This is a genomic window from Saccharothrix sp. DSM 118769 (assembly GCF_052936295.1).
In genome coordinates this window covers 7871705-7897500 of sequence record NZ_CP193627.1, presented here as the reverse complement: position 1 = coordinate 7897500, position 25796 = coordinate 7871705, and the positions used below count along the sequence as shown (strand labels likewise).

The 25796-nt window shown below is 73.3% G+C and carries 24 protein-coding genes and 2 rRNA genes (1 of these 26 cut by a window edge); 24 read left to right on the top strand and 2 right to left on the bottom strand.

Features of this window, described 5'->3' with window-relative positions; translation table 11 throughout:
* A 23S ribosomal RNA gene (locus ACRAKJ_RS33160) occupies positions 1 to 967 on the top strand (it extends 2119 nt beyond the left edge of the window).
* Positions 968 to 1068: 101 nt separating this feature from the next.
* Positions 1069 to 1185: ribosomal RNA gene (rrf, locus tag ACRAKJ_RS33155) — 5S ribosomal RNA — on the top strand.
* Between the two features lie 87 nt (positions 1186 to 1272).
* On the opposite strand, the gene ACRAKJ_RS33150 is transcribed toward rrf, so the two are convergent.
* Positions 1273 to 3210, bottom strand: coding sequence for a hypothetical protein (locus ACRAKJ_RS33150; RefSeq protein WP_438927066.1), 1938 nt, complete (start codon positions 3208 to 3210; stop codon positions 1273 to 1275).
* On the opposite strand from ACRAKJ_RS33150, the gene ACRAKJ_RS33145 reads away from it, so the two are divergent.
* The 14 genes from ACRAKJ_RS33145 to ACRAKJ_RS33080 all read left to right on the top strand — a co-directional run bounded on the left by ACRAKJ_RS33145 (position 3139) and on the right by ACRAKJ_RS33080 (position 15942).
* Positions 3139 to 3771: a hypothetical protein gene (locus ACRAKJ_RS33145; RefSeq protein WP_438927065.1), complete on the top strand. Its 633-nt coding sequence runs from the start codon at positions 3139 to 3141 to the stop codon at positions 3769 to 3771. The genes ACRAKJ_RS33150 and ACRAKJ_RS33145 overlap by 72 nt on opposite strands.
* A 145-nt stretch (positions 3772 to 3916) precedes the next feature.
* Positions 3917 to 4726: an HAD-IIA family hydrolase gene (locus ACRAKJ_RS33140; protein ID WP_447008780.1), complete on the top strand. Its 810-nt coding sequence runs from the start codon at positions 3917 to 3919 to the stop codon at positions 4724 to 4726.
* A 4-nt stretch (positions 4727 to 4730) separates the two neighbouring features.
* Entirely contained in the window at positions 4731 to 4904 is a 174-nt protein-coding gene (locus tag ACRAKJ_RS33135; RefSeq protein ID WP_438924297.1) for a hypothetical protein, read from the top strand.
* 4 nt (positions 4905 to 4908) lie between these two features.
* On the top strand, positions 4909 to 5715 hold the full coding sequence (locus tag ACRAKJ_RS33130; RefSeq protein WP_438924298.1) for a TlyA family rRNA (cytidine-2'-O)-methyltransferase: 807 nt from the start codon (positions 4909 to 4911) through the stop codon (positions 5713 to 5715).
* 23 nt (positions 5716 to 5738) lie between these two features.
* Positions 5739 to 6632 (top strand): NAD kinase, encoded by an 894-nt coding sequence (locus tag ACRAKJ_RS33125; protein WP_438924299.1) that lies wholly within the window; start codon positions 5739 to 5741, stop codon positions 6630 to 6632.
* Between the two features lie 91 nt (positions 6633 to 6723).
* A complete protein-coding gene (gene recN / locus ACRAKJ_RS33120; protein WP_438924300.1) occupies positions 6724 to 8505 on the top strand; it encodes a DNA repair protein RecN in 1782 nt (593 codons plus the stop codon).
* Positions 8502 to 9206, top strand: a complete 705-nt coding sequence (locus ACRAKJ_RS33115) for a hypothetical protein (protein ID WP_438924301.1) — start codon at positions 8502 to 8504, stop codon at positions 9204 to 9206. Before recN ends, ACRAKJ_RS33115 begins: the two co-directional genes overlap by 4 nt.
* Before the next feature lie 177 nt (positions 9207 to 9383).
* The gene (locus tag ACRAKJ_RS33110; protein ID WP_438924302.1) at positions 9384 to 10076 is read left to right on the top strand and encodes a hypothetical protein; all 693 of its coding nucleotides are present in this window, start codon (positions 9384 to 9386) and stop codon (positions 10074 to 10076) included.
* A 72-nt stretch (positions 10077 to 10148) separates the two neighbouring features.
* Entirely contained in the window at positions 10149 to 11333 is a 1185-nt protein-coding gene (steA, locus tag ACRAKJ_RS33105) for a putative cytokinetic ring protein SteA (protein WP_438924303.1), read from the top strand.
* On the top strand, positions 11330 to 12268 hold the full coding sequence (locus ACRAKJ_RS33100; RefSeq protein ID WP_438924304.1) for a copper transporter: 939 nt from the start codon (positions 11330 to 11332) through the stop codon (positions 12266 to 12268). The genes steA and ACRAKJ_RS33100 overlap by 4 nt, the downstream gene beginning before the upstream one ends.
* A 40-nt stretch (positions 12269 to 12308) precedes the next feature.
* The gene (locus ACRAKJ_RS33095) at positions 12309 to 12860 is read left to right on the top strand and encodes a MarR family transcriptional regulator (protein ID WP_438924305.1); all 552 of its coding nucleotides are present in this window, start codon (positions 12309 to 12311) and stop codon (positions 12858 to 12860) included.
* Positions 12861 to 13129: 269 nt separating this feature from the next.
* Positions 13130 to 14836 carry a CTP synthase gene (locus ACRAKJ_RS33090; protein ID WP_438924306.1) on the top strand — a complete coding sequence of 569 codons (1707 nt, stop codon included), beginning with the start codon at positions 13130 to 13132 and terminating at the stop codon, positions 14834 to 14836.
* Complete coding sequence (locus tag ACRAKJ_RS33085; protein ID WP_438924307.1) at positions 14833 to 15453, top strand: NUDIX domain-containing protein; 621 nt, start codon at positions 14833 to 14835, stop codon at positions 15451 to 15453. Before ACRAKJ_RS33090 ends, ACRAKJ_RS33085 begins: the two co-directional genes overlap by 4 nt.
* A 123-nt stretch (positions 15454 to 15576) precedes the next feature.
* The gene (locus ACRAKJ_RS33080) at positions 15577 to 15942 is read left to right on the top strand and encodes a DUF2752 domain-containing protein (RefSeq protein WP_438924308.1); all 366 of its coding nucleotides are present in this window, start codon (positions 15577 to 15579) and stop codon (positions 15940 to 15942) included.
* A gap of 23 nt (positions 15943 to 15965) precedes the next feature.
* On the opposite strand, the gene ACRAKJ_RS33075 is transcribed toward ACRAKJ_RS33080, so the two are convergent.
* The gene (locus tag ACRAKJ_RS33075) at positions 15966 to 16565 is read right to left on the bottom strand and encodes a DUF1707 domain-containing protein (protein WP_438924309.1); all 600 of its coding nucleotides are present in this window, start codon (positions 16563 to 16565) and stop codon (positions 15966 to 15968) included.
* Positions 16566 to 16688: 123 nt separating this feature from the next.
* Between ACRAKJ_RS33075 and xerD the strand changes: the two genes are divergently transcribed.
* The 8 genes from xerD (at position 16689) to ACRAKJ_RS33035 (ending at position 25776) form a co-directional block, all read left to right on the top strand.
* Positions 16689 to 17651, top strand: coding sequence for a site-specific tyrosine recombinase XerD (gene xerD / locus ACRAKJ_RS33070; RefSeq protein WP_438924310.1), 963 nt, complete (start codon positions 16689 to 16691; stop codon positions 17649 to 17651).
* Positions 17652 to 17776: 125 nt separating this feature from the next.
* Positions 17777 to 18163: a metalloregulator ArsR/SmtB family transcription factor gene (locus ACRAKJ_RS33065; RefSeq protein WP_438924311.1), complete on the top strand. Its 387-nt coding sequence runs from the start codon at positions 17777 to 17779 to the stop codon at positions 18161 to 18163.
* Positions 18164 to 18251: 88 nt separating this feature from the next.
* Positions 18252 to 19229: an AAA family ATPase gene (locus tag ACRAKJ_RS33060; RefSeq protein WP_438924312.1), complete on the top strand. Its 978-nt coding sequence runs from the start codon at positions 18252 to 18254 to the stop codon at positions 19227 to 19229.
* Entirely contained in the window at positions 19226 to 19564 is a 339-nt protein-coding gene (locus tag ACRAKJ_RS33055) for a hypothetical protein (RefSeq protein ID WP_438924313.1), read from the top strand. The genes ACRAKJ_RS33060 and ACRAKJ_RS33055 overlap by 4 nt, the downstream gene beginning before the upstream one ends.
* The gene (locus tag ACRAKJ_RS33050; RefSeq protein ID WP_438924314.1) at positions 19561 to 20388 is read left to right on the top strand and encodes a segregation/condensation protein A; all 828 of its coding nucleotides are present in this window, start codon (positions 19561 to 19563) and stop codon (positions 20386 to 20388) included. Before ACRAKJ_RS33055 ends, ACRAKJ_RS33050 begins: the two co-directional genes overlap by 4 nt.
* Positions 20325 to 20987 (top strand): SMC-Scp complex subunit ScpB, encoded by a 663-nt coding sequence (scpB, locus tag ACRAKJ_RS33045; RefSeq protein WP_438924315.1) that lies wholly within the window; start codon positions 20325 to 20327, stop codon positions 20985 to 20987. Before ACRAKJ_RS33050 ends, scpB begins: the two co-directional genes overlap by 64 nt.
* Complete coding sequence (locus ACRAKJ_RS33040; RefSeq protein WP_438924316.1) at positions 20980 to 21738, top strand: pseudouridine synthase; 759 nt, start codon at positions 20980 to 20982, stop codon at positions 21736 to 21738. The genes scpB and ACRAKJ_RS33040 overlap by 8 nt, the downstream gene beginning before the upstream one ends.
* Positions 21739 to 22059: 321 nt before the next feature.
* Positions 22060 to 25776 carry an nSTAND1 domain-containing NTPase gene (locus ACRAKJ_RS33035; RefSeq protein WP_438924317.1) on the top strand — a complete coding sequence of 1239 codons (3717 nt, stop codon included), beginning with the start codon at positions 22060 to 22062 and terminating at the stop codon, positions 25774 to 25776.
* Positions 25777 to 25796 lie beyond the last annotated feature (20 nt).

Genomic DNA, 25796 nt, shown 5'->3' with positions numbered 1-25796 from the left:
TAGCGAAATTCCTTGTCGGGTAAGTTCCGACCTGCACGAATGGCGTAACGACTTCTCGACTGTCTCAACCACAGGCCCGGCGAAATTGCACTACGAGTAAAGATGCTCGTTACGCGCGGCAGGACGGAAAGACCCCGGGACCTTTACTATAGCTTGGTATTGGTGTTCGGTTCGGCTTGTGTAGGATAGGTGGGAGACTGTGAAGCGCTGACGCCAGTCAGTGTGGAGTCATCGTTGAAATACCACTCTGGTCGTACTGGATGTCTAACCTCGGTCCGTGATCCGGATCAGGGACAGTGCCTGGTGGGTAGTTTAACTGGGGCGGTTGCCTCCCAAAGAGTAACGGAGGCGCTCAAAGGTTCCCTCAGCCTGGTTGGCAATCAGGTGTCGAGTGCAAGTGCACAAGGGGGCTTGACTGTGAGACCGACAGGTCGAGCAGGGACGAAAGTCGGAACTAGTGATCCGGCCATGGCTTGTGGAAGCGTGGTCGCTCAACGGATAAAAGGTACCCCGGGGATAACAGGCTGATCTTGCCCAAGAGTCCATATCGACGGCATGGTTTGGCACCTCGATGTCGGCTCGTCGCATCCTGGGGCTGGAGTAGGTCCCAAGGGTTGGGCTGTTCGCCCATTAAAGCGGTACGCGAGCTGGGTTTAGAACGTCGTGAGACAGTTCGGTCCCTATCCGCCGCGCGCGTAGGATACTTGCGGAAGGCTGTCCCTAGTACGAGAGGACCGGGACGGACGGACCTCTGGTGTGCCAGTTGTCCTGCCAAGGGCATTGCTGGTTGGCTACGTTCGGAAGGGATAACCGCTGAAAGCATCTAAGCGGGAAGCTCGTTCCTAGATGAGGTATCCCACCCTTCGTGGGTTAAGGCCCCCAAGAGACCATTGGGTTGATAGGCCGGAGATGGAAGGTCGGTAACGGCTGGAGTTGACCGGTACTAATAGGCCGAGGACTTGCTCACAAACATGCTACGCATCCACTGTGCGGTTCTGAAAGAACCGAACCGGACCATCGCCCCATGTGTGTGGGTGTGGTGCCTACGGGTTGGTAATTTCATAGTGTTTCGGTGGTCATTGCGGTTGGGGAACACCCGGTCCCATTCCGAACCCGGTAGTTAAGCCTTCCAGCGCCGATGGTACTGCACTCGTGAGGGTGTGGGAGAGTAGGACGCCGCCGAACATTCTTCCCCGAAAGGGCTTGCGGTGGGGGCACAGTCAGATGTGCTTCTAACCGCAAGCCCTTTCGGCGTGTCCACAGTAGGAGGAGTTAGTGTCCAGGTTCGGGGATCGACCCGGCGACCGTCAGCGTGGCCAGGGAGACCGACCGCGCCGATCCGACGATGGTGGCCGTTCCCAGGGAAGTGGCAAGCCGAGCACCGGTGACCGTGACGCTCGTGGGGGCGAGCGTTCCAGCGGTTTCCAGCGTCGGGACGACCGGCCGCGCTACGACAAGCCTCGTGGTGGCGAACGACGGGATGACCGCGGCGGGTTCCGCCGCGATGACAGCAGGGGCGAGCGCCCCCGCTTCGACAAGGACAAGCCGCGCGACGATCGCGGTGGTTACCAGCGCCGGGATGACGACCGAGGCGGCTACCGCCGTGACTCGGCCGACCGGCCGCACACGGATCGGCCGCGTACCGACCGGCCGCACAGCGACCGGCCGCGTACCGATCGCGGTAGCGACGACCGCGGCGGTTACCAGCGACGCGACGACCGCTCCGGTGACCGGGGCGGGTTCCGGCGCGATGACAACAGGGGCGAGCGCCCCCGCTACGACAAGCCGCGCGACGACCGCGGTGGCTACCAGTCCCGCGACAACCGCGGTGGCTACCAGTCCCGTGATGACCGTGGCGGTTACCAGCGCCGGGATGACCGGCCGGGTGGCTTCAAGCGTGACGACCGCTCCGGTGGTGGCGAGCGCCGCGAGTTCCGGCCGCGTGACGACCGCTCCGGGCCGCGCGACGACCGTTCCGGGTCTCGTGGGGACGACCGCGGCGGTTACCAGCGGCGTGATGACCGCGGTGGCGAGCGTTCCGGTGATCGCGGTGGTTACCAGCGTCGGGACGACCGGCCCGGTGGCTTCAGGCGTGACGACCGCTCCGGCGGTGGCGAGCGGCGCGAGTTCCGGCCGCGCGACGACCGGCCTGGTGGTGGGTTCAAGCGTGACGACCGGCCTGGCGGCGGGTTCAAGCGCGATGACCGGCCTGGCGGCTTCAAGCGTGACGACCGGGGCAGTGACCGTGGTGGCTACCAGCGTCGGGACGACCGGTCGGACGACCGCGGCGGGTTCCGCCGTGACGACCGGTCGAGCGACCGCGGTGGCTACCAGCGCCGGGATGACCGTCCGAGTGGGGACCGGGGCGGTTACCCGCGCCGGGACGACCGCTCCACCGACCGGTCCACCGAGCGTTCTGGTGACCGCTCCGGTGATCGTGGTGGTTACCAGCGTCGGGACGACCGGCCCGGTGGCTTCAGGCGTGATGACCGCTCCGGCGGTGGCGAGCGGCGCGAGTTCCGGCCGCGCGACGACCGGCCTGGTGGCGGGTTCAAGCGTGACGACCGGCCTGGCGGCTTCAAGCGTGACGACCGCGGCAGCGACCGCGGCACTGACCGGGGGAGCGACCGGGGCGGTTACCCGCGTCGGGACGACCGGCGTCCGTACGACAAGCCGCGTGACGACCGGCGGGACGATCGGCGTGACGACCGCCGCGATGACCGGCGTGACGATCGTCGGGACGAGCGCAGCCGTGATCGCGCCGCGCGGTTCCAGGACCGGCTCACCCAGACCGACGAGCAGGGCTCCGAGGCGACCGCCGCCGACGTCGAGGCCACCCGGGGCGAGGCTCCCGAGGTCGGGAACGTCGAGCCCGTGGCCACCGAGGTCGCCGAGGTCACCGAGAAGTCGGTGACGGGCGAGGCGGACGAGACCGACGAGGCTGTCGAGGACGAGCCCCGTGGTGAGGGTGCGGAGGATGCGGAGGCCACCGGCGCCGCCGACCCCGACGTCGATGCCGACGCTGAGGATGGCGCTGACGCTGAGAATGGCGTTGACGCTGACGGTGCCGAGGAGTCGCAGGACCGGGTGTTCACCCGTTCCCGCACGCCCGAGCTGCCGCAGGACGCGGACATCTCCGTGCTCGACCCCGAGGTGAAGCAGGAGCTGCGCGGCCTGCCCAAGGGCCTGGCCGAGATCGTGGGACGGCACCTCGCCGCCGCCGGTCTGCTGATCGACAGCGAGCCGGAGCAGGCGTTGGAGCACGCCCGGTACGCGCGGTCGAAGGCGGCTCGGGTGGCGGTGGTGCGCGAGGCGGCCGGGTTGACCGCCTACCACGCCGGCGAGTGGGCCGAGGCGCTGTCGGAGCTGCGGGCGGCGCGGCGCATGTCGCGCGGTGCCGGGCACATCGCGGTCATGGCCGACTGCGAGCGGGCGCTGGGGCGTCCCGAGCGGGCGATCGACCTGGCCCAGGAGGCCCAGGGGCTGCCGCTGTCGGCGGAGGAGGCGGTGGAGCTGCGGATCGTGGCCGCCGGCGCCCGGCGCGACATGGGGCAGCTGGACGCGGCCGTGGTGGCGCTGCAGGGCGACGACCTGGACGAGAAGAAGCGCTTCCCGTGGAGCGCGCGCCTGTTCTACGCCTACGCGGACAACCTGGAGGCGGCCGGGCGCAACGAGGAGGCCGTCAAGTGGTTCCTCAACGCCGCGCAGGCCGACGACGACAACGAGACGGACGCCGCCGAGCGCGCGTTCGACCTCAGCCCGCAGGACTGAACGCAGGACTGAACAACGCAGAACTGGAAACAGGACTGGACGCAGGGGTGAACGCGATCCCGCAGCACTGACGACGCGGGAGCGAAGTCACACCCGGAGGCCCGGCACCGATAGGTGCCGGGCCTCCACACTTGTGGCACCTGTGGTGACCGAACGGATGGAGGCGCCCGTGCTGCTGGCCCGCTACGACGCTCTGCTGCTGGACCTCGACGGCACCGTGTACCGGGGGCGCGAGGTCGTGCCCGGCGCGGTGGAGGCGGTGGCCGCGGCACGGGAGCACGGCTCCGCGATCCGGTTCGTCACCAACAACGCGTCCCGGTCGCCCGAGGACGTCGCCGAGCACCTGAACGAGTTGGGTTTCCGCACGAACGTGGACGAGGTGAGCACGAGCGCCCAGGCGGGCGCGGCGATGCTGCTGGACCTCGTGCCGCAGGGCGAGCGGGTGCTGGTCCTCGGCACGGACGCGCTGGCCGAGCAGGTGCGGGTGCGCGGCTTCGAGCCCACCCGGGACGCGGCGGGCGCGGCGGCGGTCGTGCAGGGCCTGTCGCAGGACCTGGGGTGGCGCGAACTCGCCGAGGCGTGCGTGGCGGTCCGGGCGGGCGCGAAGTGGGTGGCCTGCAACGTGGACGCGACGCTGCCCACCGAACGCGGCCTGCTGCCCGGCAACGGGGCGCTGGTCGCGGCCCTGCGCACGGCCACCGGCGTCGAACCGCTGGTGGCGGGCAAGCCCGCGACGCCGCTGCTGGAGCAGGCGGCGAAGTCGGCCGGCGCGCAGCGCCCGCTGGTGGTGGGCGACCGGCTGGACACCGACATCGCGGGCGCGGTGAACGCGGGCATGGACTCGCTGCTGGTGCTCACCGGCGTGTCCACCGAAGCGGAGGCGAAGGCACTGCCCGAGGACCGCCGCCCGACGCACGTCGCGGCCGACCTGTCGATCCTGCATCGGCTACCGTGAAACCGTGAGCTTCGAGGTTCCCCTCCCCGGCCCGCCGCGCGACCCCGTGGCCGGGATCGACGACGCCCTGGCGGGCCTCGACGGGCTGGAGCAGTTGGACGTGGTCGAGCACGTGGCCCGCTTCGACGACGCGCACACGGCGCTGACCGTCGCGTTGTCCAGCATCGACAAGGTCTGAGCCGGTGCCGCGCAGGGCTCGGCTCGACGCCGAACTGGTCCGCCGCGGACTGGCCAGGTCCCGGGAGCACGCGAGCCAGCTCGTCGCCGAGGGCAAGGTGACCGTCCAGGGCACCGTGGCCACGAAACCGGCGACCGCCGTGGGGCTGGACACCGCGCTGCTGGTGCGCGACAACGACGACCCGAACTACGCCTCGCGGGGCGCGCACAAGCTCGTCGGCGCGCTGGAGGCGTTCCCGGGGGTCGCCGTCGCGGGCAGGCGCTGCCTGGACGCGGGCGCGTCGACCGGCGGGTTCACCGACGTGCTGCTGCGCGCGGGAGCCCGGCAGGTCGTGGCGGCCGACGTCGGGCGGGGCCTGCTGGACTGGCGGCTCCGGACGGACGACCGGGTCGTGGTCAAGGACCGGACGAACGTGCGGGCGTTGACGCCGGAGGACATCGGCGGTCCCGTTGAACTGGTGGTGGCCGATCTCTCGTTCATCTCGTTGAGGCTCGTGCTCCCGGCGCTCGCCGGGTGCCTCGACGAGGGGGGCGACCTGCTGCCGATGGTGAAACCGCAGTTCGAGGTCGGCAAGGAACGCCTGGGGTCGGGCGGTGTGGTGCGGGACCCGGGGTTGCGCGCCGAGGCGGTGCTGGACGTCGTGGCGTCCGCGGCCGGTCTCGGGCTGCGCCTGCACGGGGTCACCGCGAGCCCGCTGCCGGGGCCGTCGGGCAACGTCGAGTTCTTCGCCTGGCTGCGCCGGGGCGACCCCCTGGACGAGGACACCGCCGCCGCGCTCGTGCGCGCGGCCGTGACGGAAGGTCCCCAGTGAGGACCCCAACGGAGGGGAACGGCATGGCCCGGGAGATCCTGCTGGTCGTGCACACCGGCCGGCGGAGCAACGTCCTGGTCGCCCAGGAGGTCGCGTCCCGCTTCTCGGCGGGCGGCGTGAGGCTGCGGGTGCTGGAGGACGAGGCGCCCGAGCTGGACCCGTCCTGCTACGCCGAGGTCGTGGTGGCCGACGAGAAGTCCGCCGAGGGCGCCGAGCTGGTGTTCGTGCTGGGCGGTGACGGCACGCTGCTGCGGGCGGCGGAGCTGGCGCGCGCGGCCGGGGTGCCGGTGCTGGGCGTGAACCTGGGGCGGGTCGGGTTCCTCGCGGAGGCCGACTCGGACGCGCTGTACGAGGCGATCCGGCACGTCGTGGACCGCGACTACGAGGTCGAGGAGCGGATGACGCTCGACGTGACCGCGTTCGCCGGCGACGAGGTGCTGGGCACGACGTGGGCGCTGAACGAGGCCAGCGTGGAGAAGTCCACGCGGGAGCGCATCCTGGACGTGGTGGTCGAGGTGGACGGGCGGCCGGTGTCGGCGTTCGGCTGCGACGGCGTGCTGGTGGCGACCCCGACCGGGTCGACGGCGTACGCGTTCTCGGCGGGCGGGCCGGTGGTGTGGCCGGACGTGCAGGCGCTGCTGGTGGTGCCGAGCAACGCGCACGCGCTGTTCGCCCGGCCGTTCGTGGTGTCGCCGTCGTCGGTGGTGGCGCTGGAGGTGGACCCGGAGAGCTACCCGGCGGTGCTGACCGCGGACGGCCGCCGCACGATCGACCTGCCGCCGGGCGCGCGGGTCGAGGTGGTGGAGGGCAGCACCCCGTTGCGGCTGATCAAGCTGCGGCAGGGGCCGTTCACGGACCGGCTGGTGGAGAAGTTCGAACTGCCGGTGCAGGGGTGGCGCGGACCGTCCGCCCCGTAGCGCCACCGGGCGGGTGACCGGCGGAGATCAACAGCGGGACACCCGCCCCCGAGCACGCGGTCCGTCGGTATCGCCCAGTAGTGTTCGAGTCGTGCTGGCCGAGATGCGCATCCAGGGCCTCGGTGTGATCGACGAGGCCACCCTTGAGCTCGACCCCGGTTTCACCGTGGTGACGGGCGAGACCGGCGCGGGCAAGACGATGGTCGTCACCGGCCTCCACCTGCTGGGTGGCGGCCGGGCGGAGGCGTCGCGCGTGCGCAACGGTGCGGAGAAGGCGGTGGTCGAAGGCCGCTTCCAGGCCCCCGCGGGCAGCCCGGCGGCGAAGGTCGCCGAGGAGGTCGGCGGCGAGCCCGACGACGACGGCAGCGTGATCGCCGTGCGCACGGTGGGCGCCGACGGCCGGTCCCGCGCCCACCTGGGCGGGCGGTCCGTGCCGGTGGGCGTGCTGTCCGAGCTGGCCGAGCAGCTGCTGGCCGTGCACGGGCAGAACGACCAGCTGCGGCTGCTGCGGCCCGCCGAGCAGCGGGCGGTGCTCGACCGGTTCGCCGGTGACGAGGTCGCCGAACCGCTGCGCGCCTACCGGAAGATCCGCGACGAGTGGCTGCGCGTGGCGACCGAGCTGACCGAGCGCACCGAGCGGGCGCGGGAGCTGGCCCGCGAGTCCGAGCTGCTCAGGCACGGCCTGGCCGAGATCAACGCGGTCGACCCGAAGCCGGGCGAGGACCAGGAGCTGGTCGACGAGGCGCGCCGGTTGGCCGACGCCGACCAGCTGCGCGAGGCCGCGTCGGGCGCGCAGTACGCCGTCGCCGGGTCCCCGGACGGCGACCCGGACGTGCCCGGCGCGCTGGGCCTGATCGGCGAGGCGCGCCGGCGGCTGGTCGCCTCGGACGACCCGAAGCTGCGCGACCTGGAGCCCCGGCTGGTGGAGGCGGAGACGCTGCTCGCCGACGTGGGCGCGGAGATCAACTCGTACCTGGAGCACCTGGACGCGGACCCGGCGCGGCTGGAGCAGGTGCTCGCCCGCCAGTCCGAGCTGAAGTCGCTGACCCGCAAGTACGCGGCGGACGTCGACGGCGTCATCGCGTGGGCGCAGGACGCGTCGTCGCGGCTGGCCGGGCTGGACACCTCCGACGAGGCGCTGGCGGCGCTGGCCGCGCGGCGCGACGAGCTGGCCGGTGAGCTGGCGGTGTACGCGCGGCAGGTGACGGTGGCCCGCACGGGCGCGGCCGAGGAGCTGGGCAAGGCGGTGTCCGACGAGCTGACCGGCCTGGCGATGCCGCACGCCACCGTCGAGGTCGCGGTGCGGCCCCGGGTGGCGGAGAAGGGCGACGCGCAAGCCGTGGAGGTCGACGGCAGGCTGCTGCACGCCGGCGCCTCGGGCGTGGACGACGTGGAGCTGAGGCTGATCGCGCACCCCGGCGCGCCCGCGCTGCCCGTGCACAAGGGCGCGTCGGGCGGTGAGCTGTCCCGGGTGATGCTGGCGCTGGAGGTGGTGCTGTCGCACTCCGACCCGGTGCCGACGCTGGTGTTCGACGAGGTCGACGCGGGTGTCGGCGGTCGGGCGGCGGTCGAGGTCGGCCGCAGGCTGGCCAGGCTGGCGCGCAGCCACCAGGTGATCGTGGTGACGCACCTGCCGCAGGTGGCGGCGTTCGCCGACCGGCACCTGGTGGTCGACAAGACCGCGGACGGCATCCTCACGCGTTCCGGCGTGCGGCGGCTCGACGAGGCGCAGCGGGTGGTGGAGCTGGCCCGGATGCTGGCGGGCATGGACTCCACCGACACCGGCCGCGCGCACGCCGAGGAGCTGCTGGCGGCGGCGAAGGCCGACAAGGACAGCGCGCCGGTGGTGCGCCGCAAGGGACGCGGCAGGTGAGCCGACGCCCCTGGGGCGCCGTGCTGCTCGTGGTGGCCGCCGTCGCGGCGGTGGCGGGGACGTTCCTGCCGCTGTTCTGGGAGGGCAGCGCCGCGGACCCGGACCTGGGCTTCGTCACGACCGCGTGGCGGACCACGACCGGCGCGGCCGAGGTGGACGTGGAGCTGATGCTGGGCGTCCGCGCCACCCGCTACGGCGTGCCGATCACGGTGGCCGCGGCGGTGCTGCTGGTGGCGGCGGGCGGCTCCCTGCTGCCCGGCCGCCGCGCCCCGGTGGCGACGTACGCGGCGGTGGCCGGCGCGGCCCTGCTGGCGGGCGCGGTCTGGACGACGGGCATGGGCGTGGCGGCGGCGGTGGAGCCGAGCGCGCACAACTTCGAGGGCTACGCCCAGGAGGTCCGCGAGGGCACCTGGCTGCTGGTCCTGTCCGCGGTGGTCGCCGCGGCGGGCGCGACCCTGGTGCACACCCGCCGCCCCGCCACCCCGCACCCCACCCCCGCGCAGCACCCCACCGCACCTCACCGCCCCACCTCCCACGTCACGACCACTGCCGCCATGACCACCACGGACGACGCGGACGACGACACCCGCCCCCACGACATCCCGCCGGAGGCGATCGTGGTGGCGCACCTCCCGGAGTCCGACTACCGCCCCCCGGCGGAACACCCCCGACCTCCTTCCGGCCGCGGTCTGCCCCGGTAGCGGTGCCCGCACCCGCACCCGTGTCCGCACCCGTGTCCGCATCCGTGTCCGCATCCGCAGTGGTGCCCACACCCGTTCGGAGGGGTGCGCGGACGCCCCCGGGCCGCTTTGCTGGTGAGAGCGGTGCCACCGACCGCACCGACTGCACCGACGGGTGACCGGCGAGGAGACCCCACCATGACCCGACGCGGCACCGCGGTCGTCGCCCTGTGCGCGGGGGCGCTGCTGACCGTCCTCGGCTCGCTGTTCCCGCTGTACGGGGTGATGAACCGGTTCACCGCCGCCGGCGGCCTCGGCCCCGACCAGGAACCCGTCATGTACGCCTGGACCGCCTGGGAGCCGGTCCTCGGCCCCACGTCCGAGGTGAGCGCCGGGGAGGGCGGGTTCCGCATCCCGGTCTACGGCTACGCGTTCGTCGTGGCCGCCGCGCTCGTCGCGCTCGGCGCGGTGCTCCAGCTCCGGCGACCGCTGTCCGCCGCGATCGGCCGGGTCGTCGCCGTGCTCGGCCTCGGGCTGCTCCTCGGCACGCTGTGGGCGGCGCTGGAGACCACGTCGAAGCTGTTCGGCACGGCCGACGGGGCGGGCGACGCGTCGGGGAGCGGGCCGGTGGACCCCGAGTTCGTCGGCTCCGGCACGTGGCTGATCGCCGTCGCGGCCGCGGCGGTGCTCGCGGGGGTCGTGCTGGCGCACGACTGGCCGTCGAACGCGGCGGTGGCCGGCGACCCGACCGCCGGCCCGCTGGACGACGACGTCGACACCCCGCCGTTCGGCATCCCGCTGCCCGTGATCGAGGTGCGCCCGGTCAACCGGGACGAGGTCGACGACCGGCGTCACCCGACCGGGGGTAATTCGTCCACTGTGGAGCTATAACGCCGTTGACCAGCCCCGACCACTCGGCGTGTTGCCCGCCGAACGGCCCGGGACGTGGTCACCATCGGGGGCATGAAGCTCTCCGGGTTGCTCCACCGCACGCACCACGAACTGCCGGGCGCCACCGGAGTCGCGCGGGTCGACCGACGCACGGGCGACCTGCTGCGCCGGCTGGTCCCCGGTGACGTCGCGGTGCTCGACCACGTCGACATCGACCGCCGCACCGCCGAGGCCCTCGTCGCCGCCGGGGTGGCCGGCGTGGTCAACGCCTCGCCGTCGATCTCCGGCCGGTTCCCCAACCTCGGCCCGGAGCTGCTGGTCGAGGCCGGCGTGCCGCTGATCGACGGCGTCGGCACCGCCGTGCTGCGGGACGTGGGGGACGGCACGCGGCTGCGGCTGCACGAGGGCGGCGTGTTCGTCGGCGAGAAGGAGGTGGCGCGCGGCGTCGAGCAGACCGCCGAGTCCGTCGCCGACGCCATGGTCGAGGCCAAGGCGGGCATGGCGGCCCAGCTGGAGGCGTTCTCCGCGAACACCATCGAGTTCCTGCGCCGCGAACGGGCGCTGATCCTCGACGGGGTGGGCGTGCCCGAGCTGTTCGTGCCGATCCGCGACCGCCAGGTGCTGGTCGTGTGCGGCGGTCCCCGGCACGCCGAGGAGCTGCGCGCACTGCGCAAGTACGTCCGCGAGCACCGGCCCGTCCTGTTCGGCGTCGAGGCGGGCGCGGACACGCTGCACACCGCCGGGTTCACGCCGGACGTCGTCGTCGGCGACCCCGGCGGCATCGGCACCGAGACGCTGAGGGCGGCCTCGGAGGTGGTGGTGCCCGCGCAGACCGACGGCCACGCGCCCGGCCTGGAGCGCATCCAGGACCTGGGCATCGGCGCGGTGACGTTCCCCGCGTCCGGCAACGCCGAGGACCTGGCGCTGCTGCTGGCCGAGTCGCACGGCGCGAGCCTCGTCGTCACGGTCGGCCTGCGGGCCGGCCTGCGCGAGTTCCTCGACCGCGGCAACTCCGGGTCGAACCCGTCGACGTTCCTCACCCGGCTCAAGCTCGGCGACAAGCTCGTCGACGGCCACGCCGTGGCCGCCCTGCACCGCAGCCGGGTGTCGCTGGGCGCGATCGTCCTGCTGGTGCTGGCCGCGGTGGTCGCGATGGCCGCCGCGCTGTTCGTGTCCGGGGTCGGGCAGGTCTACGTCGACGTCGTGGTCGACGCGTTCCGGTCCGTCGTCGAGTGGGTGAAGGGGTTGTCCGCGTGATCTCGCTGCGCTACCACATCGTCTCCGTCACCGCGGTGTTCCTGGCGCTGGCCGTGGGCGTCGTGCTCGGCTCGACCGCGATCAGCGGGCGGCTGCTGTCGGGGCTGACCGACGACAACAGCCAGCTGGGCCGCGAGGTCGCGTCGTTGCAGGAGCAGCGCAACGCGCTGGACGCCCGGCTCACCGAGGCCGACCGGTTCGCCGGCTCGATCGGCCCGCTGGCGGTGAAGGACCAGCTCGCCGGCCGCAGCGTGGTGCTGGTGACCACCGCCGACGCCCGCCCCAACGACCGCGACGCGCTCGCCGAGCTGCTGCGCGCGGCCGGCGCGACCGTGACCGGGGAGCTCCAGCTCACCGAGGCGTTCGCCGACCCGGACAAGGCCGACCAGCTGCTGGGCATGGTCGCCCGCCTCCAGCCCGCCGGCACCAAGCTGCCCACCGGCTCGGACCCGGGCACGCGCGCCGGCGGCCTGCTGGGCTCGGTGCTGCTGGTCAACAAGGACGACAACCGGCAGCAGGCCACGGACGACGAGGTCGCGGCGGCCCTGGGCGGCCTGTCGGGCGCCGGGTTCGTCAAGCCGGGGCAGGGCATGCGCCCCGCGCAGCTGGCCGTGGTGCTGACCGGCGGTTCGGTCGGGGGCGACTCGGCGGGCGACCGCGCGGCGGTGGTCGCCAGGTTCGCCACCCAGCTGGACCGCTCGGGCGCGGGCGCCGTGCTGGCCGGCGGGCGGGGCTCGGCGGACGGGACGGGTCCGGTGGGCGTGGTGCGCGCGGACACGGCGGCGACGTCCGTGCTGTCGACGGTGGACAACCTGGACCTGGCCGCGGGTCGGGTGGTGACGGTCCTGGCGCTGCGCGAACAGCTGGACGGCAAATCCGGCCGCTACGGGGCGGCGGGCAACGCCGAGAGCCCCGCGCCGGGCGCCTCCGGCTGACGACGCCGACCTCCAACCCGATTTGTGGTACTACTTCATTGTGAAGGACGTACATAAATCGACCCTGGCCGTTGACGACGAGGACTTCCTGTACGACTCGGGCGTGCGCGCCTCGATGACCACGTTCACCGGCGGCGACGACACCCTCGCCCTGGAGGCCGCGGCGGCGATCCGCTCCGCGGCCCAGGCCGTGGACAAGCTGCGGTCGCGCGGCGCGGGCGGGCGGGGGCTCAGCGCGGGCGCGCTCGACGTCCTCGCCCGGCTGTCCACCGCACCCGACGACGGCCTCAGCGTCGGCGAGCTGGCGCAGGCCGCCGGCGTCACCTCGCGCAACGTCACGGGCCTCGTGGACACCCTGGAGCGCGACGCGCTCGTGCGCCGCGTCCCGGACCCGGACGACCGCCGCTCGGTCCGCGTGCAGGCCACCGACGCCGGTCGCGAGTGGCTGACCGCGTTCCGCGAACCGACCGCCCGCGCCATGGCGGCGGTGTTCGCCGGCTTCACCGACGAGGACCTGGCTCGGACCCGCCACCTGTGCCTGCGGCTGGTCGAGAACGCGCAGCGGGTCGAACGCCACCTCGAAGGCCGGTGAACAGCACCTCCGCTACCACGCACCCACGTACTCACGCACCCACCACCGGCCCGTCGAGCATCGACGCACGTCCCTCCCCCGGGGCCTGCCCGTCCGGCGAGGACGCCCTTCATCCCTCAGTCCTCGATCTTCCCGCCACGCTCTTGGGCCAGACGAGTGATGGCCCGCCGCACCCACCAGCGCGCTGGGTGACCGGCGGCGTGTTAGCGTTAGGGCCCGTGGACAGGGCTGTCAGCCCTGCGTAAATCTTGACCACGGGAGCCTCCTTGGTGCAGCAGGCACGTACGACCAAGCACGTTTTCGTCACCGGAGGCGTCGCCTCCTCCCTCGGCAAGGGTCTCACCGCGTCGAGCCTCGGTCAGCTGCTCACCTCCCGCGGTCTGCGGGTCACCATGCAGAAGCTCGACCCGTACCTCAACGTCGACCCGGGCACGATGAACCCCTTCCAGCACGGTGAGGTGTTCGTCACCGACGACGGGGCCGAGACCGACCTGGACATCGGCCACTACGAGCGGTTCCTGGCGCGCGACCTGTCCGGCGACGCGAACGTGACCACCGGTCAGGTGTACTCCGAGGTCATCGCCAAGGAGCGGCGCGGCGAGTACCTGGGCGACACCGTCCAGGTCATCCCGCACATCACCGACGAGATCAAGCGGCGCATCCGCGCCATGGCCGAGCCGGGCCCCGACGGCGTCACGCCCGACGTGGTGATCACCGAGGTGGGCGGCACGGTCGGCGACATCGAGTCGCTGCCGTTCCTGGAGGCCGCCCGCCAGGTGCGCCACGACGTCGGCCGCGACAACGTGTTCTTCCTGCACGTCTCGCTCGTGCCCTACCTCGCGCCGTCCGGCGAGCTGAAGACCAAGCCGACGCAGCACTCGGTGGCCGCGCTGCGCAACATCGGCATCCAGCCCGACGCCATCGTGTGCCGGGCCGACCGGGAGATCCCGGACGCGCTCAAGCGCAAGATCGCCCTCATGTGCGACGTGGACACCGACGCCGTCGTGGCCGCGGTGGACGCGCCGTCGATCTACGACATCCCCAAGGTGCTGCACGGCGAGGGCCTCGACGCCTACGTGGTGCGCCGCCTCGACCTGCCGTTCCGCGACGTCGACTGGACGGTGTGGGGCGACCTGCTCGACCGCGTCCACAACCCGTCCGAGACGGTCCGCGTCGGCCTGGTCGGCAAGTACGTCGACCTGCCCGACGCCTACCTGTCGGTGACCGAGGCGCTGCGCGCGGGCGGGTTCGCGCACCGCGCCAAGGTCGAGGTGGTGTGGGTGCCGTCCGACGAGTGCCGGACGCCGTCGGGCGCCTCGCACGCGCTGGCCGGGCTCGACGCGATCCTGATCCCCGGCGGGTTCGGGGTGCGCGGCATCGAGGGCAAGATCGGTGCCATCACGCACGCCCGCACCCGCGGCGTCCCGCTGCTCGGCCTGTGCCTGGGTCTCCAGTGCCTGGTCATCGAGGCGGCGCGCAACCTCGCGGGCATCGAGGACGCCAACTCGTCCGAGTTCGAGGACACCGGGGCGCCGGTCATCAGCACCATGGCCGACCAGGAGGACGTGGTCGCCGGCGAGCGCGACATGGGCGGCACCATGCGCCTGGGCGCCTACCCGGCGAAGCTCGTGCCCGGGTCGCAGGTGGCCCTCGCGTACGGGTCGACCGAGGTCTCCGAGCGGCACCGCCACCGCTACGAGGTCAACAACGCCTACCGCGAGCGGCTGGCGGAGGCGGGCCTGGTGTTCTCCGGCACCTCGCCCGACGGGCGGCTGGTGGAGTTCGTCGAGCTGCCCGCCGACGTGCACCCGTTCTTCGTGGCCACCCAGGCGCACCCCGAGCTGAAGTCCCGGCCGACCCGCCCGCACCCGCTGTTCGCGGCGTTCGTGAAGGCCGCCCTGGGCTACCGGCTCGCGGACCGGCTGCCGCTGACCTCCTCGTCCCCCGAGCCGGTCGAGGCGGTGGTCGCGCAGTGACCCGGCACGAGTTCTCGACCGTCTCGTCGCGTGACGTGCACGTGGGCCGCGTGGTCGCGCTGCGCGTGGACGAGGTCGCCATGCCCGGCGGCGGCACGGCCAAGCGCGAGGTGGTCGAGCACCTCGGTGCCGTGGCCGTTGTCGCGCTGGACGAGGACGGCGGCGTCACGCTCATCCACCAGTACCGGCACCCGATCGGGCGGCGGCTGTGGGAGCTGCCCGCCGGCCTGCTCGACGCGGGCAGCGAGCCGCCCCTGGACGCCGCCGCGCGCGAGCTGGCCGAGGAGGTCGGGCTGGCGGCGGCCGAGTGGGTGACGCTGGTGGACGTCGCCGTGTCGCCGGGCTTCACCGACGAGGTGGTGCGCGTCTACCTGGCCCGCGGCCTGTCGACCGTGGACCGCGACGTGCAGGGCGAGGAGGAGGCCGACCTGGAGGCGCGGACCTTCCCGCTCGACGAGGCGGTGGCCATGGCGCTGGCCGGGGACATCGTCAACGGGCCCGCGGTGGCCGGGCTGCTGGCCGCGCACGCGGTGGTGAGCGGCGGCGCGTCGGGGCGTCCGGCCGACGCGCCGTTCCGCGACCGGCCGACGCGGTTCGCCCGTCGTTCGGAGGGGTGAAGCCCGGTCCTTGCGGGAGGGCTGAGTCAAGAACTGAGGCTCGGTCCTCGCGGGAAGGGCTGAGGCGAGGTCCGTGCTGGGAGGGGCGTCCTGCGGGGCGCCCCTCCCGCACATAATGGGCGGGTGCGGAGTCCCTGGGCGGTGGTCGCGGCGGCGGTGGCCGGGTGCGGCGTGCTGCTGTTCGTCGACCCGAACCAGCCCGGGTCGCTGCTCCCGCCCTGCCCGCTGTACGCGTTGACCGGCATCCAGTGCCCCGCCTGCGGGTCCACGCGGATGGTGCACGCGCTGCTGCACGGCGACGTCGTCGCAGCCTGGCAGTTCAACGCGGTGATGCTCGTCGCCGGGCTGCCGCTGCTGGCGTGGCTGTGGCTGCGCTGGTTCCGCGCCGACCGCGCCGGGCGGCCCGTTCCGCCGCTGTCGCGGAAGGTCGGGGTGCCGGTGGTGGTCGTCGCAGTTTTGTGGGCGGTGGGGCGCAACCTGGCTTTCTAGTCGCGCCAGTCGCGCCAGTCGCTTCAGTCGCGCAGCTTGCGGCCCTGGCTGTCGGTGCCGCCGTTGACCAGCAGGACGATGCCGTCGACCAGCGACCAGATGCCGCAGCCGCCGCAGGTCAGCAGCTGTGCCACGCCGATCGCCGTGTCACCCGTGTAGAACCGGCCGATGCCGAACGGCAGCAGGAGCTGGAGCACGCCCGCCGCGACGCGCGACTTGTCCGACAGCGGCTGCCCGGTCAGCGGGTCGACGCCGTACGGGGCGTTCGGGCTGTAACCGGGCGGGTAGTAGCCGGGGGGCGGGTGGCCCGCGGTGGAGTAGGGCTGGCCGTACGGTGCCCCGTAGCCGGGCTGCTGGTACCCCGGCTGCTGGTAACCGGGCTGCTGGTACCCGGAGGTCGGCGGCAGGTACGAGGGCGGCGGCGGCAGGAACACCGGGTGCGGGTGCGGCAGGTCCTGGAACAGCGCGGCCAGCTCCTGGGCCGTCTGCGCGCCCGAGGCGTACCCGACGCGCTGCTCGTACTCGCCGATCTCCAGGCGACCGGCCGCGAAGTGGTCGTTCAGCGCGCTGATCGCTTCCTCGCGCTGCTGGTCGCCGATGCGCACCGAGTGGGGTTCCGACACGCGGCAAACGCTAACAGCCCATGTCCGCCCCGGGAGCCGGAACCCGCTGGTCCGCCGCTTCGACGGCTCCTCGGTCCGCTCCTCGGTTAGACCTCGCTGGTCGCACAGGCCAGACTGCGGGACGTGGTGTCGGAAGCAGCGGAAGAGCCGAAAGCGGACGAGCCGAAAGCGGGCAAGCCGAGAGCGGGTGGGCCGGGAGCCGTCGTCGGCGCGTTCCTCGACCACCTGGCCGTCGAACGCGGCACGGCCCGCAACACGCTCGACTCCTACCGCCGCGACCTGCGCCGCTACACCGCGCACCTGGCCGAGCACGGCATCGACGACCTCGACGCCGTCACCGGGACGGCGGTCGGGGAGTTCCTGGCCTCGCTGCGCGAGTCCGGGCTGGCCGCGTCCTCCGCCGCCCGCACCCTGGTCGCCGTGCGCGGCCTGCACCGGTTCGCCCACCTGGAGGGGATCACCGCGCACGACCCGGCGCGCGAGGTCCGCCCGCCGCAACCGCCCAAGCGGCTGCCGAAGGCGCTGCCCGTGGACGACGTGCTCCGGCTGCTCGACACCCCCGGCGACCGGCCCGCCGACCTGCGCGACCGGGCGCTGCTGGAGCTGCTGTACTCGACCGGCGCGCGGATCTCCGAGGTCGTCGGCCTGGACGTGGACGACGTGGACGCCGAGGAGCGGACCGTGCTGCTGGACGGCAAGGGCGGCAAGCAGCGGATCGTGCCCGTGGGGCGGCCCGCGCTGGCCGCGCTGGAGGCGTACCTGGTCCGGGCCCGGCCGGTGCTGGCCAAGCGCGCCAACCCGGCGGTGTTCCTCAACGCCCGCGGTGGGCGGCTGTCGCGGCAGACCGCGTGGGCCGTGCTCAAGAAGGCCGCCGAGCGCGCCGGTGTCCAGGCCGAGGTGTCGCCGCACACGTTGAGGCACTCGTTCGCCACGCACCTGCTGGAGGGCGGCGCGGACGTGCGCGTCGTGCAGGAGCTGCTGGGCCACGCGTCCGTCACGACGACCCAGGTGTACACGCTGGTCACGGTCACGACCTTGCGCGAGGTCTACGCGACGGCCCATCCTCGCGCTGTGGGGGGAACGTGAACGCGTCGCGGGTACCGTCGTGGGCGCACTTCGCGTACGCCCGGACACGCTGACCGAAGAGCCGACAGAAGCCCACGAAGCCGACAGAAGCCGAACGAGCCGGAGGTGCCGACCAGGTGCCGAACTTGGACGAGCCAGAACCCACCGACATCGAGCTGAGCGCGGTGCTGCACGCCTTGAGCGACCCCACGCGGCTGGCCGTGGTGCGGCAGATCGAAGCCGACGGGGAACGCCTCTGCGGCGCCCTCATGGTGGAGGTCGCCAAGTCCACCCTGTCGCAGCACCTGCGGGTGCTCCGGGAGGCCGGCATCACCCGGACCAGGGCCTGCGGCAACCAGCGGTGGGTGTCGCTGCGTCGGGACGACCTGGACCAGCTGTTCCCCGGCCTGCTCGACGTGGTGCTGAGGGCTGCCGACCGGGGCTCGGCCGATCGGGGCTCGACCGAGCGCACTCCGACCGATCGCGCTTCAACCGATCACACCCCTGCCGACCGGACCGGCGCGTTGAGGTGACCCCTCCGCGCTACGGCGAGGCGCGTTGCTGGTGGGCCTGCACGCGCCTAGGCTGCGCCCAGGCAGAGGACTAAGGATCGGGAAGGCGATGTCGACACCGGAGCACGCCGGCGGACCGTGGGGGGCACCGGCCCCGCCACCGCCGCCATCGTCCGGTGTGCCGCGAGCATCGGTCGAACTGAGCCTCGCCCCGCACGCCGCGCCGCCCGACGAGGACGCCACCGAGCAGGTCGCCGGCGAGATGGGCCCGACGGGCCGCCCGCTGCGCTTCGTGCCCGACCCGCCGCTGGTGGCCCGGCACGGCCCGGCGCGCATCCTCGCGGTCTGCAACCAGAAGGGCGGGGTCGGCAAGACCACGTCCACCATCAACCTCGGCGCGTCGCTCGCCGAGTACGGCCGCCGCGTGCTGCTGGTCGACTTCGACCCCCAGGGCGCGCTGTCGGTCGGGCTCGGGGTGCACCCGCACCAGCTCGACCAGACGATCTACAACGTGATAATGGAACGCGACGTCGGCGTGGGCGACGTGATCATGCGCACCCCGGTCGAGGGCATGGACCTGCTGCCCAGCAACATCGACCTGTCCGCCGCGGAGATCCAGTTGGTGTCCGAGGTGGGCCGGGAGCACACGCTCGTGCGCACCCTGCGGCCGGTGATCGAGCACTACGACTACGTGCTGGTCGACTGCCAGCCGTCGCTGGGCCTGCTCACGGTCAACGCCCTCGCGGCGGCCGACGGCGTCCTCATCCCGCTGGAGTGCGAGTTCTTCAGCCTGCGCGGGGTCGCGCTGCTGATAGACACCATCGAGAAGGTCAGGGAGCGGTTGAACCCGAAGCTGGAGATCACCGGCATCCTCGCCACCATGTACGACCCGCGCACCCTGCACTCCCGCGAGGTGATGGCGCGCGTGGTCGAGGCGTTCGGCGACGTCGTGTTCGACACGGTGATCAACCGCACCGTCCGGTTCCCGGAGACGACCGTCGCCGGTGAGCCCATCACCCGCTGGGCACCGCGCTCGGCGGGGGCCAAGGCGTACCGCGCGTTGGCGCGCGAGGTGATCGCCCGGTGACCCGACGCCCATCGCTGCCGGGCGCGTCCGAGCTGTTCCGCCTCACCGGTTCCACGCCCGACCTGCCCTCCCAGGAGACCGGTGGGGCCAACAACAGCGGCGGTGGCGGCGGTCGGCGCGGGACCGGGCGCGAGAAGCACTCCACGAAGATCACGGTGTACGTGTCCGACGAGGAGCTGCTGGCGCTGGAGCACGCCCGGTTGGAGCTGCGCGGCGAGCACGGGTTGGCGGTCGACCGGGGTCGGGTGGTGCGCGAGGCCATCGCGATCGTCCTGGACGACCTCGAAGGGCACGGCGAGGACTCGCTGCTGGTGCGCAGGTTGCGCGAGCGGTGAGCGGGGACGCGCCTCCCGCCGAGCAGGTCACGCCACCTGACGACGGTCGCTTCAAGGTCAAGCTGACGAACTTCGAGGGTCCGTTCGACCTGCTGCTCCAGCTCATCTCGCAGCACACGCTGGACGTGACCGAGGTGGCGCTGCACCAGGTCACCGACGACTTCATCGTCCACATCCGGGCGCTGGGCGACCAGTGGGACCTCGACGAGACGACCGAGTTCCTGGTCATCGCGGCGACCCTGCTCGACCTCAAGGCGGCCCGCCTGCTGCCCGCCGGCGACGTGGAGGACGAGGAGGACCTGGCCCTGCTGGAGGCCCGTGACCTGCTGTTCGCCCGACTGCTCCAGTACCGGGCGTACAAGCAGGTGGCGGCCCTGTTCGCGGAGCTGGAGCAGGGTGCCCACCGGCGTTACCCCAGGTCGGTGGCGCTGGAGCAGCGGTACGAGGGGCTGCTGCCCGAGGTGATGCTGGGCGTCGACGCGCGGCGGTTCTCCGAGATCGCCGCCGTCGCGTTCCGCCCCAAGCCGCCGCCCACCGTGTCCACGGCCCACGTGCACCAGCACCGGGTGTCGGTCCGCGAGCACGCGAACCTGCTGCGCGAGCGGCTCATCGAGCTGGGCACGACGACGTTCGCCGAGCTGATCGCCGGGTGCACCGAGACCATGGAGGTCGTGGCCCGGTTCCTGGCGCTGCTGGAGCTGTACCGGGAGAAGGCACTGGCGTTCGAGCAGCCCGACCCCCTGGGTGAGCTGCGCATCACGTGGGTGGGCACCGAGGAGCAGGCTCAGGTGGCCGGTGGCGACGACGAGGAGGAGTACGGGTGAGCGAGACCGACCTGGCCGCCCCTGTTGTTGACGAGGAGGTCGGCGGCCTGCCGGACCTGACGGGTGACGTCGAGTTCGAGGGTGCCCTGGAGTCCGTGCTGCTCGTCGTGGACAGCCCGATCGCCGAAGAGCAGCTCGCCGGCGTGTTCGAGCAGCCCGTGAAGCGGGTCACCGCGGCGCTGCACCGGATGGCCGCCCGCTACACCGAACAGGGCAGCGGTATCGACCTGCGTAGAATCGGCGACGGCTGGCGGTTCTACACGCGGGACCGCTTCGCGCCATTCGTGGAGAAGCTGCTGCTCGACGGGCAGCGCGCCAAGCTCACCCGGGCCGCCCTGGAGACGCTCGCGGTCATCGCCTACCGGCAGCCCGTGACCAGGGCCCGGATCGCGGCGGTGCGCGGGGTCAACGTCGACGGCGTCATCCGCACGCTCGTCGCGCGCGGCCTGATCGCCGAGACGGGCACGGACTCCGACACGGGTGGCATCCTTTACCGCACGACCGAACTGTTCCTGGAGCGGTTGGGCCTGTCGTCGTTGGGCGACCTGCCGCCGATCGCTCCCCTGCTGCCCGAAGTGGATGCGATCGACGATGTCTGACCAAGCGCCCGGTTCCTCGGCTCACCCCGAGGGGATTCGGCTCCAGAAGGTGCTCGCCAAGGCGGGCATCGCCTCGCGGCGGGTCGCCGAGGAGCTGATCGAGCTCGGCCGCGTCCAGGTCGACGGCGAGGTCGTGCGCGAGCAGGGCCGCCGGATCGACCCGGAGACGGCCGTCGTCCACGTCGACGGCGTGCGCGTCGTGCTCAAGGAAGACGTGATCACGCTCGTGCTGAACAAGCCGCGCGGTGTCCTGTCGACCATGCACGACGACGCGCACCGGCCGTGCGTCGGCGACTACCTGGCCAACCGCAAGGAGCGCCTGTTCCACGTCGGCCGGCTGGACGCCGACACCGAGGGTCTGCTGCTGCTGACCAACGACGGCGACCTCGCGCACCGGCTCATGCACCCCTCGTACGGGGTGTCGAAGACCTACCTGGCCGAGGTGCCCGGACCCATCCCCAGGGACCTCGGGCGCACCCTGCGCGCCGGGATCGAGCTGGAGGACGGGCCGATCAAGGTCGACTCGTTCAAGCTGATCTCCGCCATGCCGGGGAAGGCGCTGGTGGAGGTGGTCCTGCACGAGGGGCGCAAGCACATCGTGCGCCGGTTGCTGGAGCACGTCGGGCACCCGGTGGAGCACCTGGTGCGCACCGCTGTGGGCGAGGTCCGGTTGGGGAACCAGCGGCCCGGGTCCATGCGGGTGCTGAACCGGCAGGAAGTCGGGTCGCTCTACAAGGCCGTCGGGCTGTAGGGGCTTCGGGAAGATCAAGGGCGTCCTCGCCGGACGGGCAGGCCCCCAGGGGGAGACCACGAGGCACTCGGTGTGTCGATGCTCGACACGCTGCTGGTGGGTGCGTGGTGGGTCTGTGTCGGGTCGGCGTCCGGTGGTCGCCTCCCCCGCGGCCACCGGACGCCCCTTCCCCGACGCCGCGGTCCCCCCGTTCCCCCCGGTGCCGCGGCGGAGCCCCCCTGCTCCGGTGCCCATCCTGCGTCAGTCGGGTTGTTCAGTGTCAGGACGTGGACGCTGAACAGCGTCTTCTGAACAATCGCTCCGGTCGAAGGGGGACCGGCGATGGCACGACGGGAGAGTCCGCTCCGCGAGGACTCGGGGGAGTTGGCGGAGTTCGCGGGGGCGCTGCGCAGGCTCCGGGTGACGGGTGGCGGTCTCACGTACCGCGAGTTGGGGCGCCGGGCGCACTACTCGGCGGCGGCCCTGTCGGAGGCCGCCAACGGGCGCAAGTTGCCCAGCCTGGCCGTGACGTTGGCCTACGTGCGGGCGTGCGGTGGGGACGCCGGCGAGTGGGAGGAGCGGTGGCGGGCGCTGGCTTCCCGGGCCGAGGCGCCGGCGCCGGTGGGTGCCGCGCCCTACGCGGGGTTGCGGGCGTTCCAGACGGGGGACGCCGACCGCTTCTTCGGGCGTGACCGGCTCGTCGACGAGCTGCTGGAGCTGGTCGACGAGCGGCGGTTCACCGGGGTGTTCGGCGCGTCGGGGGCGGGGAAGTCGTCGGTGCTGCGGGCCGGGGTGGTGGCCCGCTCGACGCGGCCCGCCGTGGTGCTCACGCCCGGTCCCCGGCCGATCGAGGAGCTGGCCGTGCAGGTGGCGGCGTTCACCGGGAAGTCCGCGACCGCGCTGGCCGCCGAGTTCGCCGCGTTCCCGGAGAACCCTCACCTGCGGGTCCGGCAGGCCCTCGTCGGTTCCGAGCACGACCTGCTGCTGGTGGTCGACCAGTTCGAGGAGGTCTTCACGCTGTGCCGGGACGCCCGGAAGCGGGACCTGTTCATCACCGCCCTGGTCGTCGCCGCCACCGCGCCCACCAGCCGCACGCGGGTGGTGCTGGGGGTGCGCGCCGACTTCCTCGGGCACTGCGGCAGCCACCCGGCGCTGGTGGAGGCGTTGCGCGGGGGCCAGGTGCTGGTGGGGCCGATGTCCACCGACGAGCTGCGGGACGCGATCGTGCAGCCCGCGGTCGCGGTGGGGGCGAAGGTGGAGAGCGCGCTGGTCGCCCGCCTGGTCGCGGACGCGGCCGGGTTGCCCGCGGTGCTGCCGCTGGTGTCGCACGCGCTGCTGGAGACGTGGCACCGCCGGCGCGGGGTGGCGTTGACGTTGGCCTCCTACGAGGAGGTCGGCGGGCTGGAGCACTCCATCGCGCGCAGCGCGGAGGCCGTCTACCAGGCGTTGCCGGAGGCGGACCGGGAGGTCGCGAAGCGGGTGTTCCTGCGGCTCATCGCGGTGGGGGAGGGGACGGAGGACACGAAGCGCCGGGTGCCGCGCGACGAGGTCGACCACCCCGGGGTGCTGTCCGCGCTGGCCGACGCCCGGCTGGTGGTCCTGGACAGCGGCACGGTGGAGCTGGCGCACGAGGCGCTGATCCACCGCTGGCCCCGGCTGCGGGACTGGATCGTGGAGGACCGGGCGGGGCTGCGGGTGCAGCGGCTGCTCGCCGGGGCGGTGCGGGAGTGGGAGGCGGTCGACCGGGACCCGGGCGCGCTGTACCGGGGGACGCGGCTGGCGCTCGCGCGGGAGTGGGCGGCGGGCAACGGGGCGTCGCTGACGGCCGCCGAGGTGCGGTTCCTCGCCGCGAGCGCCGCCGCGGAGGACGCGTCGCGCGCGGTGGAGCACCGGCGCACGCAGCGGTTGCGGCAGGCGGTGGGGCTGGTGTCGGTGCTGCTGCTGATCACCCTGGGCGCCCTGGGCTACGCGATCCAGGCGGAGCGGCGGGCGACGGACGCCCGCGTCGCCGTGCTGGCCCGGCAGGTCGTCGGCGAGGCGGACGCGCTGCGGGACGCCGACCCGGCGCTCGCCCTCCAGCTCGTGCTGGCCGCGCACCGGACGTCGCCGTCGGCGGAGACGCGGGACGCCCTGCACAACGCGTTCACCGAGCCCTTCTCCGCGGCGGTGCCGTCGGAGGGGGAGGTGGCGGTCAGCCCGGTTGACGCGCGGCTGGGCACGCTCGACCCCGACGCGCCCGGCGGCCCCGTGCTGTGGGACCTGACCGACCCCGCGCGCCCGGTGCGGGCCGGGACGTTCGAGGGGCACCGGGGGCGGGTGCTGTCGCTGGCGTTCGGACCGGACGGGCGGATCGCCGTCACCGGCGGCGAGGACGCGACGCTGCGGCTGTGGGACGTCACCGCGAGCGGTGGTCCGGAGCAGGTGGCGGAGCTGCCGAGCCCGGTCGGGACGCCGTCGCGGCTCGTGTTCAGCCCGGATGGCGAGTGGTTCGCCGTGGGGCGGCAGGACGGGTACCCGCTGCTGTTCCGGGCCGGTGACGAGCCGGGGCGCGGGCCGTGGCTGGCGGACGGATCGGCGCAGACGACGGGGGCCGCGGTGTTCGTCGACGGCGGCACGCTGGTCGCGGCGGGCGGGCCGGGGGGCGAGATCCAGGTGTGGGACGTGGCGGACCCTGGCGTGCGGCGCGTGCACACCGCCCACGGCGACTCGGTCCTGGCGGTGGCGGCCCTGCCCTCGCGGGCGCTGGTGGCCACGGCGGGCGCGGACCGCGTCGTGCGGCTGTGGGACTTCGCCGACCGGGCGCGACCGCGCGTGGTCTCGACGATCCAGGCGGGCGACGTGCCGCTGTCGGTGGCGTTCAGCCCGGACGGGCGCACGCTCGCCGTGGGCACGGCGGGCCGCGCGGTCGGCGTGTGGGACGTGACCGACGCGGCGGGCCCCGTGGCGCTGACCACGATCGGCGGGCAGCTCGGCGGGGTCGGGCAGGTGGGGTTCACCGCGGACGGCGCGACCCTGGTCGTCGGCGGGGACCGGGTGGCGCGGCTGGTGTCGTTGCGCGACCTGCCGCAAGCGTCACCGGCGGCGATCGCGTCGATCGCGCTCGACCGGGGGCGCCGCACGGCGGCGACGGTGGACGAGCGGGGCGTGCTGCGGCTGGCGGGGGTCGACGACTGGCGCGGGTTCGGCGGTGGCCGCGTGCTCGCCGCCCACCCGGAGCCGGTGGGCTCGGCGGTGCTCAGCCCGGACGGCCGGGTGCTCGTCACCGCGGGGGTCGGGGGGCCGGTGCGGGTGTGGCGGCTGCGCGACGACGGCGAGCCCGAACTGGCCGGCGAGGCGGGTGTCGGGTCGGCGGTGGCCTACGACCCGCGCGGCCGGTACTTCGCGGTCGGCTCCGCCGGTGGCGGCACCTACTTGTGGGACCCCGTGTCGATGCTCCGCACGGCGTCGTTCTCGGGCCGCTCCGGCCGGGACGACCCGGTGGACGCGCTCGCCTTCGACGCCTCCGGCGACCGGCTCCTGGTGTCCAAAGAGGACTGGCCGGCCGAGGTGTGGGACGTGGCGGGCGGGCAGCCGGAGCAGGTCGGCGAGGGTCCGGTGTTCGGGGCGCGGGTCGTGTCCGTCGGGTTCACCCCGGCCGAGGACCTCGTCGCGGTGCTCGACGACGGCACGGCGTCGTGGTGGGAGGCCGACCGGCCGGCCCGCTCCGCGGCGCCCCTGCGGCTCGTCGGCGGCGGGGCGACCGGGTTCGCGCTGGGGGAGCGGGGCCTCGCGGTCACCGGGACCGACGGCGGGGTGCGGCTGTTCGAGTGGGGCGCGGGCGGCTCGCCGACCCAGGTGACCGTGCTCGCCGGGCACGAGCAGCCGGTGACGGCGGCGGTGTTCGGCGCGGACGGGCGCTCGCTCGTCAGCGCCGGTGGGCGGGTCGTCCGATCGTGGGGGATCGACCTGGCGGAGGTGGAGCGGCGGATCTGCGCCGTGGCCCACCCGCGGATCACCGAGGCGCGGTGGCGCGAGCACTTCCAGGACCTCGACCACAGACCGCCCTGCGGCGGTCCCTGACGCGAATCGCAAGATCACAT